The sequence below is a fragment of the Streptomyces sp. NPDC028419 genome (assembly GCF_055565515.1).
Map to the genome: position 1 here is coordinate 267,524 of NZ_JBVHUE010000005.1, position 12,749 is coordinate 280,272.

At 74.3% G+C, this 12,749-nt stretch carries 11 protein-coding genes; 5 read left to right on the forward strand and 6 right to left on the reverse strand.

Annotated elements, in window-relative coordinates:
- Positions 1-46: 46 nt before the first annotated feature.
- Together ACZ4UB_RS08840 and ACZ4UB_RS08845 are read left to right on the forward strand one after the other, a co-directional pair.
- On the forward strand, positions 47-1,660 hold the full coding sequence (locus ACZ4UB_RS08840; RefSeq protein WP_468069210.1) for an amidohydrolase: 1,614 nt from the start codon (positions 47-49) through the stop codon (positions 1,658-1,660).
- A 343-nt stretch (positions 1,661-2,003) separates the two neighbouring features.
- The gene (locus tag ACZ4UB_RS08845; protein ID WP_354381578.1) at positions 2,004-2,792 is read left to right on the forward strand and encodes a polyprenol monophosphomannose synthase; all 789 of its coding nucleotides are present in this window, start codon (positions 2,004-2,006) and stop codon (positions 2,790-2,792) included.
- Between the two features lie 84 nt (positions 2,793-2,876).
- Here the strand turns inward: ACZ4UB_RS08845 and fxsA are convergent, their stop codons facing one another.
- The 4 genes from fxsA to ACZ4UB_RS08865 all read right to left on the reverse strand — a co-directional run bounded on the left by fxsA (position 2,877) and on the right by ACZ4UB_RS08865 (position 6,552).
- The gene (gene fxsA / locus ACZ4UB_RS08850) at positions 2,877-3,458 is read right to left on the reverse strand and encodes an FxsA family membrane protein (RefSeq protein WP_468069214.1); all 582 of its coding nucleotides are present in this window, start codon (positions 3,456-3,458) and stop codon (positions 2,877-2,879) included.
- A 159-nt stretch (positions 3,459-3,617) separates the two neighbouring features.
- Complete coding sequence (locus tag ACZ4UB_RS08855; RefSeq protein ID WP_007262928.1) at positions 3,618-3,992, reverse strand: RNA polymerase-binding protein RbpA; 375 nt, start codon at positions 3,990-3,992, stop codon at positions 3,618-3,620.
- 324 nt (positions 3,993-4,316) lie between these two features.
- A complete protein-coding gene (locus tag ACZ4UB_RS08860) occupies positions 4,317-5,714 on the reverse strand; it encodes an MFS transporter (RefSeq protein ID WP_468069215.1) in 1,398 nt (465 codons plus the stop codon).
- Between the two features lie 67 nt (positions 5,715-5,781).
- Positions 5,782-6,552, reverse strand: coding sequence for a glycerophosphodiester phosphodiesterase family protein (locus ACZ4UB_RS08865; RefSeq protein ID WP_468069216.1), 771 nt, complete (start codon positions 6,550-6,552; stop codon positions 5,782-5,784).
- Between the two features lie 162 nt (positions 6,553-6,714).
- On the opposite strand from ACZ4UB_RS08865, the gene ACZ4UB_RS08870 reads away from it, so the two are divergent.
- Positions 6,715-8,217, forward strand: coding sequence for an SCO1417 family PLP biosynthesis transcription factor (locus ACZ4UB_RS08870; protein ID WP_468069218.1), 1,503 nt, complete (start codon positions 6,715-6,717; stop codon positions 8,215-8,217).
- A gap of 33 nt (positions 8,218-8,250) precedes the next feature.
- Here ACZ4UB_RS08870 and ACZ4UB_RS08875 read toward each other — a convergent pair whose 3' ends face one another.
- Positions 8,251-9,873, reverse strand: a complete 1,623-nt coding sequence (locus ACZ4UB_RS08875) for a hypothetical protein (RefSeq protein ID WP_468069219.1) — start codon at positions 9,871-9,873, stop codon at positions 8,251-8,253.
- A 53-nt stretch (positions 9,874-9,926) separates the two neighbouring features.
- Positions 9,927-10,121, reverse strand: a complete 195-nt coding sequence (locus ACZ4UB_RS08880; protein ID WP_008743136.1) for a hypothetical protein — start codon at positions 10,119-10,121, stop codon at positions 9,927-9,929.
- A 368-nt stretch (positions 10,122-10,489) separates the two neighbouring features.
- Here ACZ4UB_RS08880 and ACZ4UB_RS08885 point away from each other — a divergent pair, with 368 nt between their 5' ends.
- Complete coding sequence (locus ACZ4UB_RS08885; RefSeq protein WP_468069220.1) at positions 10,490-10,915, forward strand: ankyrin repeat domain-containing protein; 426 nt, start codon at positions 10,490-10,492, stop codon at positions 10,913-10,915.
- Positions 10,916-11,219: 304 nt separating this feature from the next.
- Positions 11,220-12,617 (forward strand): HEAT repeat domain-containing protein, encoded by a 1,398-nt coding sequence (locus tag ACZ4UB_RS08890; protein ID WP_468069221.1) that lies wholly within the window; start codon positions 11,220-11,222, stop codon positions 12,615-12,617.
- Positions 12,618-12,749 lie beyond the last annotated feature (132 nt).

A 12,749-nucleotide genomic window follows, 5' to 3' on the forward strand; every position in this document is an offset into this window, starting at 1 on the left:
CGGGCCCCCGGTCGGGCCGCGCGCCGGGACCGGCGAGACTGTTCCCATGACCGACCGCGCCGCCGCCGCTTGCGACCTGCCCACCGTCCTGCTCCGCCGGGGCGAGGTGCACAGTCCCGCCGACCCCTTCGCCACCGCGATGGTCGTCGAGCGCGGCCACATCGCCTGGGTGGGCTCCGAGGGCGCCGCCGACGCCTTCGCCCAGGGCGTCGACGAGGTCGTCGACCTGGACGGCGCGCTGGTCACCCCCGCCTTCACCGACGCCCACGTGCACGTCACGGCCACCGGCCTCGCCCTGACCGGCCTGGACCTCACCGGCGCCCGCACGCTGGCGGACGCGCTGGCGCTCGTACGGGCGTACGCCGAGCGGCGGCCCGCCGACCGGGTGCTCCTCGGGCACGGCTGGGACGCGGCCCGTTGGCCCGAGCGGCGCGCGCCGCGCCGCTCCGAGCTGGACGAGGCGACCGGCGGCCGCCCGCTCTACCTCAGCCGGGTCGACGTGCACTCGGCCGTGGTCACCACCGCCCTGCTCGACCTCGTGCCGTCCGTGCGGCACACGGGCGACGAGCCGCTGACCCGCGGGGACCACCACGCCGTCCGGGCGGCCGCGCTCGCCGCCGTCACGCCCGCCCAGCGCGCCGAGGCCCAGCGGGCCGCCCTCGACCACGCGGCCTCGCTCGGCATCGGATCCGTCCACGAGTGCGGCGGCCCCGACATCTCCTCGGCCGAGGACTTCCACGACCTGATGAACCTCGCGCGCGAGCGGCCCGGCCCCCGGGTCTTCGGCTACTGGGCCGACCGCGACCTCGCACTGGCCCGGGAGCTCGGAGCGGTCGGCGCCGCCGGCGACCTCTTCGTCGACGGCGCCCTCGGCTCGCACACCGCCTGCCTGCACGCCCCCTACGCGGACGCCGCCCACACGGGCACCGGCTACCTCGACGCCGCCGAGGTGGGCGCCCACGTGGCCGCCTGCACCGAGGCGGGCCTCCAGGCCGGCTTCCACGCCATCGGGGACGCCGCGCTCACCGCCGTCGTCGAGGGTGTCCGCGCGGCGGCGCGAAAGCTCGGCCTCGACCGCGTGCGCGCCGCCCGGCACCGCGTCGAGCACGCCGAGATGATGACCCCGGACACCATCGCCGCCTTCGCCGAGCTCGGCCTCACCGCTTCCGTCCAGCCCGCCTTCGACGCCGCCTGGGGCGGCGCGGAGGGGATGTACGTCGACCGGCTGGGCGCCGAGCGGGCCCGCACCCTGAACCCCTTCGCCGCGATGCTCAAGGCGGGCGTCCCGCTCGCCTTCGGCTCCGACGCCCCGGTCACCCCGCTCGACCCCTGGGGCACCGTCCGCGCGGCCGCCTTCCACCGGACCCCGGAGCACCGGATCTCCGTACGGGCCGCCTTCACCGCGCACACCCGGGGCGGCTGGCGCGCCCTGGGCCGCGACGACGCGGGGGTGCTGGTGCCGGGCGCCCCGGCCGACTACGCCCTGTGGCGGACCGACGAGCTGGTGGTGCAGGCCCCCGACGACCGGGTCGCGCGCTGGTCCACCGATCCGCGCTCGGGCACGCCCGGCCTGCCGGTCCTGACCCCCGGGGCCGCGCTGCCCGTGTGCCTGGCCACCGTCGTCGGCGGCCGGGAGGCATTCGTACGCCCACAGGGGTGATCCGTCCGGCCTCGGTTCGGCAGCGGCCCCCGGACGGGGATAGGTTCGGCCCGGTCCACCCCAGGACGCCCGTGCCGGGCGGATCCGTCCGCTCAGCGCGCCCGCGCCCCGGGGGCGAGGGAAGGTTTCGCCGGACGGGGGTCCCTCCCTGCTCCACCGGAGCTCGGGGCGGGTGGCCCCGATCGGGGCCCGGAGTCCAGTAGACAACGGTCACGGCGGCCCGCAGCCAGCGGGAGCCCGGCCGGCCCGAAGGACCCCGGGCCCCGATTCTCCGTCGCACGGTCCCCACTGTTCTAAAATCGGTGCGCAGTGACGGGACGGGGAGCAGCGAAAAGGGGAATCTGTGAGTGACGGCGGTGAGCGGCGCTACGGCCCGCTCGGCACGGTGCTGGTGATCATTCCGACCTACAACGAGGCGGAGAACATCGGCCCGATCGTCGCCCGCGTACGCGCGGCGGTTCCCCGGGCGCACGTCCTGGTGGCGGACGACAACAGCCCCGACGGCACCGGCAAGCTCGCCGACGAGCTGGCCGCGGTCGACGAGCAGGTGCACGTCCTGCACCGCAAGGGCAAGGAGGGGCTGGGCGCCGCCTACCTGGCGGGCTTCGCCTGGGGCCTGGAGCGCGACTACGGCGTCCTGGTCGAGATGGACGCCGACGGCTCCCACCAGCCCGAGGAGCTGCCCCGGCTGCTCACCGCCCTCAAGGGCGCCGACCTGGTGCTCGGTTCGCGCTGGGTGCCCGGCGGCCGGGTGGTCAACTGGCCCCGGCACCGGGTGCTGCTCTCGCGCGGCGGTTCGACGTACTCCCGGCTGATGCTGGAGGTGCCGATCCGCGACGTCACCGGCGGCTACCGCGCCTTCCGCCGGGAGACGCTGGAGGGGCTGGGGCTGGAGCGGGTCGCCTCGGCCGGGTACTGCTTCCAGGTGGACCTGGCGCGCCGGGCCGTCGGCGCCGGCTTCCACGTGGTCGAGGTGCCCATCACCTTCGTCGAGCGCGAGTTCGGCGACAGCAAGATGAGCCGCGACATCGTGGTCGAGGCCCTGTGGCGGGTCACGCAGTGGGGCGTCGCGGCCCGCGCCGCGAAGCTGGGCGGCCCCCGCCGCCCGGCCAAGGGCTCCGGCCGCTCCTGAACGCGACGCGCCCGGCCCCGGCGGCGGTGTTCCGCCTCCGGGGCCGGGCGCGTGCGTACGGGGCTCAGCGCGTGCGTACGGCGTTCAGGGCGCCAGCGGCGGGCGGTACCCGGTGTCCGGGCCGGATCCGTGGCGCGGCGCCGCGTCCTCGCGGATCACCTCGCCCCGCACGACCATCCCGTCGGGCTGGTGGATCCGGGCCTGCTGGAAGGCGTCGCCGAAGGAACCGGCGGGCGCCGTGGCGATCTTGCGCTCCAGCGAGCCGGTCACGCGACGGCCGAGCCAGCCGCGCACGGGCGGCAGCAGCAGGAGCAGGCCGGCGAGGTCGGAGAGCAGGCCGGGCACGATGAGCAGCAGGCCGCCGAGCATGACCAGGCCGTTGCCCGAGCCGGGCTGCTGCGGGGTCGGCCGCTGTCCCGCCTGGGCCTGCTGGAAGGTCTGCGCGAGGTTCTTGAAGGCGCGCCGGCCGGCGCGCTTGATGACCACCACGCCGAGCACCAGAGAGACCGCGAGCACCAGGGTCACGGCGAATCCGCCGCCGAGGGCGGCGAGCCGGGCGAGCAGCCAGATCTCCAGGATGAACCAGGCGGCTACCGCCAGGGGAACGAAGGTACGGGCGGGCGAGCGCCGCCGGGGGGCCGTCGAGGTGGGAACGCCGGTCGTCATATCTCCAGTGTGCCCGGGGCCGCGTAAAAGCGACCTCAATCGGAGGTACCGGACATCCCCTAGGGGTCGTCCGGCCCCCGGGGAACCGCGGCGGAGCACGCCGAGGGCCCCCGCCACACGGAATGTGGCGGGGGCCCTCGGCTTGTTGGTGTCCGGGTGTCAGGCGGACTTGCGGCTGTCCCGCGGATGCACGGCAATGTTCATGGCGCCGGAACGAAGGACCGCCAGCCTCTCGGCCAGCACTTCCTCCAGCTCCTCGCGGGTGCGCCGCTCCATGAGCATGTCCCAGTGCGTTCGCGCAGGCTTGCCCTTCTTCTCCTCGGGCCCGTCGCCGTCCACCAGAAGTGCCATGGCGCCGCACGCCTTGCACTCCCACTCCGGCGGAATTTCGGCCTCAACCGAGAACGGCATCTCAAATCGATGTCCGTTCTGGCATGCGTACTCCACCGCCTGGCGCGGGGCCAGATCGATGCCGCGGTCCGTCTCGTAGCTGGTAACCACGAGGCGCGTACCGCGGAGAGCTCGCTCACTCATGAATCGTGCCTCCCGGGCTTGTCGCCCACAGGACAGGTGTCGCTGTCGTCGTCATCCGGTCAACGTCCGGTCGGCGGTATTGATTCCCGCTCCGGGTCATGCGTCGCCCGTCGTACCGCCCCTTGTTGTACCCACCAATGCCCGTTTTGTCACATCTGGCAGCAGATGTCACCCAGCGTCTTCATTTATTGACTACGCAGTAACGGTCCGCCTGGCAGGCCAAAGGCGTACACTACCGGCCCTTCGCTTCAACGTCTAAATTTGTTCGGAACTCGTTCGCCAGATCGGCCCACGGGCCCCATTTCGACCACCGGCCGGCGGTGCTCAGATCCTCTCCGGAACAGGATTCCCCGCCGCTTCCACCGCGCGCCGCACCGGCACCCGCGCGAGGAGCACGAATCCCAGTGCGAAGAAGACCACCAGCGAGATGATCGCGTCCCGGTAGCTGCCCGTGACCTGGTACGTCAGGCCGAAGACCAGGGGGCCGACCCAGCTCAGGCCGCGGTCGCTCATCTCGTAGGCGGAGAAGTACTCGGCCTCCTTGCCCGCCGGGACGAGGTGCGAGAAGAGCGAGCGGGAGAGGGCCTGGCTGCCGCCCAGGACCAGCCCGATCATGGACGCGAGTGCGAAGAACCACACCGGGGTGCGGGCCGGGAGGAAGTACCCGGCGGCCAGCGTGAGCCCCCACGCGGCCAGCGAACCGAGGATCGTCCGCTTGGCGCCGTAGCTGCGGGCCAGACGGCCCATCCCCAGCGCGCCCGCCACCGCGAGCACCTGGACCAGCAGCACCGCCACGATCAGCGTGGACTGCTCCAGCTCCAGCTCCTCCGAGCCGTAGATCGAGGCCTGCGAGATCACCGTCTGCACGCCGTCGTTGTAGATCAGGTAGGCGAGCAGGAACGACAGGGTCAGCGGATAGCGGCGCATGTCCTTGAGCGTCGCGATCAGCTGCTTCCACCCGCTGACGGCCGGGCCCGCCTCCCGGACCACCGTCCGGTCCCGCAAGCGGCGCAGCGGAATGATCGCGAAGGCCCCCCACCACAGACCGGCCGAGGCCAGGCAGATGCGCACGGCCGCGCCCTCGGAGAGGCCGAAGGAATCGTGGCCCTGGAACAGCACCAGGTTCAGCACCAGGACGAAGGCGCCCGAGGTGTAGCCGAAGGCCCAGCCCCGCGAGGAGACCGTGTCCCGCTCGTCCGGAGCCGCGATCTGCGGCAGGTAGGCGTTGTACAGCACCATCGAGACCGCCAGGGAGGCGTTCGCGACGATCAGCAGCAGCCCGCCCAGCAGGTAGCGGTCACCGCTCAGGAAGAACATCCCGGTCGTGGCCGCGGCCCCCGTGTACGCCGCCGCCGCGAGCAGCGGCTTCTTGCGGCCGCCGCGGTCCGCGACCGCCCCCACCAGGGGCATGATCAGCACGGCCACGATCACCGATGCCGAGACCGCGTACGCGAAGAACGACCCGGCCCGCACCGGTATGCCCAGCGGGTGGACGTAGCCGTGCGCGTCCGCGGCGGCCTTGGCCACCGCCGTCAGGTACGGCCCGAGGAACACCGTGAGCACGCTCGTCGAATACACCGAGCAGGCGAAGTCGTAGAAGTACCAGCCGTGCTGCTCGCGCTTGCGGGCCGCCGCCGCGGCCTGCCCGCCGTCGGCCGCACCGCTCCCGTTGCCGTCGTCCCCCGCACCGGGTTCCGTTTCCGCCGTGGTCCGCGTGCTCATCCGTGCCCCTCGCTGGTCCCCGTACCGCACGGCCGGCCGCGCCCCGCGCGGCGGCCGTGCGGGCCGGTCAGGCCCAGGCTCCGCGGCGCTCCAGCACCGTGCGCAAGATGTCGATCCGGTCGGTCATGATGCCATCGACACCCAGGTCCAGCAGCGCTTCCATACGTTCCGATTCGTTCACGGTCCACACGTGGACCTGGAGGCCCCGCGCGTGCGCCGTCTCCACGAAGCGCCGGTCGACCACGCGGATGCCCGACTGGACCTCCGGAACCTGCGCCGCCACCGCCCCCACGCGCAGCGCGGCCGGGATCGCGAACGAGCGCAGCCGCAGCCCCAGCACGCCCCGCACCCCGTACGAGGTGGCCAGCCGGGGCCCGGCGATCCGCTGCGCCCGCGCCACCCGCCCCTCCGAGAACGAACCGACGCACACCCGCTCCCAGGCCCCCGTCCGCGCGATCAGGTCGAGCAGCGGGAGGAGCGCGGGCTCGGCCTTGACGTCGACGTTCCAGCGGGCGTCCGGGAACTCCTCCAGCAACTCCTCGAAGAGGGGCAGCGGCTCGCTCCCGGCCACCCGGGCCGCGCGCACCGCGCTCCAGGGGAGCTCGCCGATCCGCCCCCGCGCGTCGGTCACCCGGTCCAAGGTGGCGTCGTGGAAGGCGACCAGGCGTCCGTCGGCGGTCGCGTGGACGTCGGTCTCGAAGTACCGGTAGCCCGCGGCGGCGGCCCGCCGGAAGGCGGTGGCGGTGTTCTCCAGCCCGTCCGCGGCCCCGCCGCGGTGCGCGAAGGGAAGCGGGGCCGGGTGGTCCAGATAAGGGTGCCGAAGGCGTACGTGCGTCACGGCGGCAGTATGCACCGGCCGGGCCGGCTCCGCGCCCGCCACCTCCGGTCCCCTCTGGTTCGAGTGGCGCCCGGCGTGACACCCTGGGGCCGCAGTACCAAGCCAATCCCGGGCGCGGCGCCCCCGCCCCGGGGCCAATCCTTCGAAGGTGGACCGGACAGCATGGCTCAGTGGACCTCCGCGGTCGGTGCCGCACAGCTCGCCCGGCTGATCACCTCGCAGCAGCCGCAGCCCGCGGTGGCGGGCGCGCGCAAGCCGCCGGCCTACCGCTCGCTCGCCGACGGGATCAGGCTGCTGGTCCTGGAGGGCCGGGTGCCCGTCGCGGCCCGGCTGCCCGCCGAGCGCGAGCTGGCCGTCGCCCTCTCGCTCAGCCGCACCACCGTCGCCGCCGCCTACGAGGCCCTGCGCTCCGAGGGGTTCCTGGAGTCCCGCCGCGGCGCCGGGAGCTGGACCTCCGTACCGGCCGGGAACCCGCTGCCCGCGCGCGGCCTGGAGCCGCTGCCGCCGGAGGCCCTCGGTTCCATGATCGACCTCGGCTGCGCGGCCCTGCCCGCCCCCGAACCGTGGCTCACCAGGGCCGTCCAGGGGGCGCTGGAGGAGCTGCCGCCGTACGCGCACACCCACGGGGACTACCCGGCGGGCCTGCCCGCGCTGCGCCGGATGCTCGCCGACCGCTACACCGAGCGCGGCATCCCGACCATGCCCGAGCAGATCATGGTCACCACCGGGGCGATGGGCGCGATCGACGCCATCTGCAGCCTCTTCGCCGGCCGCGGCGAGCGGATCGCGGTGGAGTCCCCCTCCTACGCCAACATCCTCCAGCTCATGCGCGCCGCCGGGGCCCGCCTGGTGCCCGTCGCGATGGCGGACGGGCTCGCCGGCTGGGACATGGCGACCTGGCGCCAGGTGCTGCGCGACGCCGCGCCCCGCCTCGCCTACGTGGTCGCGGACTTCCACAACCCCACCGGAGCCCTGGCCTCCGAGGAGCAGCGCCGCGAGATGGTCGAGGCGGCCCGCTCGGCCGGCACCGTCCTGGTCGTGGACGAGACCATGGCCGAACTGCGCCTGGACCCCGACCTGGAGCTGCCCCGCCCGGTCTGCTCCTTCGACCCCGCGGGCAGCACGGTCATCACGGTCGGCTCGGCCAGCAAGGCCTTCTGGGCGGGCATGCGGATCGGCTGGGTCCGGGCCGCCCCGGACGTGATCCGCAGCCTGGTGGCCGCCCGCGCCTACGCCGACCTGGGCACCCCGGTGCTGGAACAGCTGGCGGTGAACTGGCTGATGCGGACCGGGGGCTGGGAGGAGGCGGTGGAGATCCGCCGCACCCAGGCCCGGGAGAACCGGGACGCGCTGGTCGCGGCCGTGCGCCGGGAACTGCCCGACTGGGAGTTCGTGGTGCCGGGCGGCGGGCTGACCCTGTGGGCCCGGGCGGGCGGGCTGTCCGGCTCCCGGCTGGCGGAGGTGGGGGAGCGGGTCGGCGTACGCGTCCCCTCCGGTCCGCGGTTCGGGGTCGACGGGGCCTTCGAGGGCTACGTACGCCTGCCCTTCACGGTCGGCGGCCCGCTGGCCGAGGAAGCCGCCTCCCGCCTGGCCGCCGCGGCCCGGCTGGTGGGCAAGGGCGCGGGCGGCGGCGGAGCGGAGCCCCCGCGCACGTTCGTCGCGTAACGCCGCGGGGGCGGGACCGGAGCGGGGACCGGTCTACAGCGCGTCCGCCGCGTCCGCCGCGACCTCGGGGATCTCGGAGGCGTCGATCGCGGCGCCCTGGGCCGGGGCCCGGTCCGGGTGCGGGCGCGGCGGCTTCGACAGGGTGGTGCGGGCGCGCTCGGGCAGCAGGGCCAGCACGGCCTCGCGGTGCACCGGGTGCGCCGCGTCGTCGTACGGGTCCGGGGTGGCCGGGACCTGGAGCCGGTGCACCGGACCCGACCCGAGCCGGGCGTACCCGCGGCCGGGCGGGACCTGCGGGGTCGGCGTGGTGTGCGGGGGCACCCCGAGGACCTCGGCGATCTGGTGGATGGCGGCGGGCCCGAGCACGGTCCGGGCCCGGGTGTGCTGCCACACCGCGTCGCTGAGGAACTCCAGGTGGTCGAACTGCTCGGCCACCACCACCGTGACGTGGACGGCCCGCCCGTGCCGCAGCGGGACCTGGAGCAGGCCCAGCGGATCGGGGCGGCCCTCGGCCGATGCCAGGTGGCCGAGCACGCTCGGCCGGTCCAGCAGGATCCACAGGGGGCGCCGGACGTCCTCGGGGGCGGGTTGCCCCGCCTCGCGGGCCCGGTGCCCGGCGATGAGCCGGCGCTCGGTCTCGTGCGCGGCCCACTCCAGGATCGCGAGCGCCCCGGCCGGCCCGCTCTCCACGGCGAGCACGCCCGTGCGCCCCGAGAGGCAGGAGTACTCGCCGCTGCCACCGCCCTCGACCACCACGACGTCACCGCCGTGCTGGAGGGCCTGCAGGGCGATGGAGCGCAGCAGGGTGGAGGTGCCGCTGCCGGGTTGGCCGACGGCGAGCAGGTGCGGCTCGGTGGAGCGGGGGCCGGTGCGCCAGATCACCGGCGGCGCGTCGCGGGTCTCCTCGCCGTCGGCCACCGGCAGCGTGCGCTGCACCGAGGACGCGTCGGTGAAGCCGAGGACGGTCTCGCCCGGCGAGGTCACGAAGGGCTGGGCGGCGATGCTCGTGGGCAGCGCCGCCAGCACGCTCAGGTCGAGCTGGTTGCCCTCCTCGTCCCAGGCGAAGAGGTACTCGCGCCCGCGCCCCGACTTGGCGTGCAGCAGGGACTCGATGCGCGCCCGCGAGGAGGCCTCGCCGTCGGTGAAGTACGCCGGGTAGCGGATCCGCAGCCGGGTGAGCCGGCCCGCGTCGTCGAAGGCGAAGTCGCTGAAGACCTTGTCCCACTCGCCGCCGTGGGCGAAGAGCGGGCTGGGGTCCTCGGGGAGGGAGAAGTAGGGGACGAGGGCCTCGTAGAGGGAGCACAGGCGCTCGGTCTCCGCCTCGCTGGGCCCGGTCCGCACGGGGGTGCGGTCCCGCCCGTGCCAGCCGGCCGCCGCCATGAGGGTGACCAGGGCGATCAACGGTCCGTACGGCACGAGCGCGACCACCAGCACGCAGGCCGCCCCCAGGAACAGCGCGGGACCACGCCGGTCCTTGGGGGTGGCCGCCCACCTGCGCCGCCCGGCCGTGGCCAGGACGCGCAGGCCCCGCCCGATGGTCAGCAGCGGATGGAGGACGTCCGTGGCGTTGTCGGCGGCCGTGCGAGCGAGGTCGCGACCCCGGCTCAGCGAGGCGTTGCCGCTGATGAGGATGCGGGGAAGTGGGCGCCGGGCCACGGGCGTCTCCTGTGGTTCTTCGGTGCTGCTGGTACGGGCGGGGGTCGGGCCGGTCAGAGCTTGATGCCGCCGAGGAGGCTCGCGAGGCTGGCCGTACTGGCCGTGATGCTCGGGGCGATGGCCGATCCGGCGAGGAAGAAGCCGAACAGCGCACAGACGAACGCATGGGACAGCTTCATCCCGTCCTTCTTGAAGAAGAGGAAGCAGATGATGCCGAGCAGGACGACACCTGAGATGGACAGGACCATAAGAAGCTCTCCAAGCTCTCCTGGTGGGTGGGGACAGTCACCATCAGTTGTTCCAGGCTCACAGCAAGTATCAATGCGATAAAAGGTGCAGATGGGTGATTCCTGTAATTTTTCACCGATCCGGACCAGTCGGACCGGCTCCGAGTCGGCTCCGAGCCGGCTCCGGACCGGCTCCGGGCCCGCTCCGCCGTCGCTCCCGTCGCGCTCCCCCGTGCGGGGGGATCTTTGCCTCGGTCCGGCCCCGCCATGTCCCGGTGCGGGCAGTACTCTGTCGATTCACCCGTACGGACGCAGTGCCGTGCGTTCCCCTGCCCGCCCGGCCTGGGGAAACTTCACGCCAGGCAGCCAATGAGAGGCGGTACGACCCGATGAGCGAGCACGCCGAGAACGGCCACCAGGACGCCCCCGAGGTTCCCGACGAGGACGTCATCGAACTGGCCACCAAGATCTTCGACCTCGCCCGGCAGGGTGACACCGAGACGCTCGTCGCGTACCTCGACGCGGGCGTCCCGGCGAACCTCACCAACGACCGCGGCGACACCCTCGTCATGCTCGCCGCCTACCACGGCCACGCCGAGGCGGTGACGGCCCTGCTCGCCCGCGGCGCCGAGGGCGATCGCGCCAACGACCGCGGTCAGACCCCGCTCGCCGGCGCCGTCTTCAAGGGCGAGGAGCCGGTGATCCGCGCCCTGCTCGCCGGGGGAGCCGACCCGAACGCGGGCACGCCGTCCGCGGTCGACACCGCGCGCATGTTCGGGAAGGCCGACTTGCTCGAACTCTTCGGAGCCAAGTAGTCCGTTTTCACGGGGGCGTACGTCCCGGGTTGATCACGGCGGCCTTAAATGTGGTCGCGGTGCACAAACCGGCTGGGTCATCATGGCGACGGATTCGATTCGCGAACCAGGCGGACGGGCAGGAACGGGCAGGACAAGACAGGTCCCCGCCCGGTCCGGCCGCCGGACGCGACGCACCGAGAGAGTGAGAAGGCAATGGTCTACATCGAGCGGAACAAGACGGCGAACGTCCTCACATGCTGTTACGCGGCCCTGTGAATCCCGATTCCCGGTCGCGTCCCCAGCTTGATTTGAGGCCCTTCCCATGTTCGAACCAGTCATAGCGCCGAGCGGGACCCTGCTCGGTCTCCTCCAGCGCGGCCGCGGCGACGGCACGCTGCACGCGCTCGCCGCGCCCCGGGCGGAGGCCCTCGCGGCCCTCAACCAGTGCGTGCTGCGAGATCCGCGCCAGGACTGGCAGGTCGAGAACCGCTCCCTGTACTACGCCCGCCTGTACCTGGACCTCAGCGGTCCGCTCGGCGAGATCGAGGCGCACCTCTTCAGCGCCGAAGACCTCCTCGACGACGCCGAGGGCCGCACCGGGCTCGCCCTGTCCGTCCTCGGCCACCTGGCCTCGTACGGCCGCGACGACGCGCTGATGCTGCTGCGCCGCTACGCCGCCGCCGGCTCGAACTGGGCCTGGGCCCTCGACGAGCTCGCGCTGCGCGACGACGACGCCGGGCTGCGCGCCCTGGCCGGGCCCGTCATGGCCCGGTTCCCCGACACGGTCGAGGGCGGGGCGCTGCTCGCGGCCGCCGTCCGCGACGCCTACGAACCGCGCCCGTGGAGCCTGTGGGAAGGGGGCGCCGAGTTCGGCGAGCGGCTGCGCGCCGCCCGCCAGCAGGGCTCCTTCGACCGCTGGCAGCGGCAGCTCACCCCGTCCGGGCCCCGCCCGGGCTGGGGCGTCCAGGCCGTCTTCGACTGGGCCGCGGACGGGCTGCTGCGCGGTACGCCGCTGCACGTCCCCGCCGCCCGCTGCCTGGCCGCCGTCGCCACCCCGGAGGACCGGTCGGCGATCCTGGCCGCCGCCGCGGGAGCCTCCGGCGAGGCCGCCCGCGCCACCGCGCTGCACCACCTCGTCCTGGCCGAGCCGGAGAACCCGGCCGTCCTCGACCTGATCGAGGCCGCCGGCGACGAGCCCGCCGTGGCCGCCTACGAGCGCATGTGCGGCCCCGCCGCCCTCGACCGGGCCCGGGCCTGGGTGCACCGCCCCGACGCCCTGGGCGCGGCGGCTGCGGCCCTGCTGGCCGCCCGTGGCGGAGCCGAGGACGCCAACGCCGTGCTCGGCGCGCTGCGCGCGACGGTCCGCGGGGCCGGACCCGACACCGTACGGCTCTTCACCCTGGTGGACGGCGCGGGACGGCTCGCCATCGGCTGCGCCGCGCCCGTCCTGCGCCACATCTACCGCGAGACCGCCTCGTCCCACCTGCGCGGCCGCGCCGCGCGGGCCCTGGCCAGCACCGACCCGTCCTTCGCGGCGGGCTTCGCGGTCGAGTGCCTGTGGGACTGCGAGGAGACCACCCGCGAGGTGGCCGCCCACCACGCCGAGACCGCCGACGCCCGGGTCGCCCCGCGGCTGCGCCGGCTGGCGGCGGATCCGGCGGAAGAGGAAGACGTGCAGTCGGCGGTCCGCAACCGGATCGCACCGGAGTCCGCCGTGTAGCCGGCATCCGGCGAGAGCCGTACGGCACACGGCGCGCGGCGTTCGAGGACGCGGGGGCGGGGACGAGGAGGCGATCACTTCCTCTCCCCGCCCCGCCTCGTTCCGCACCCCGTACGGTCGCCCGCCCCGGGC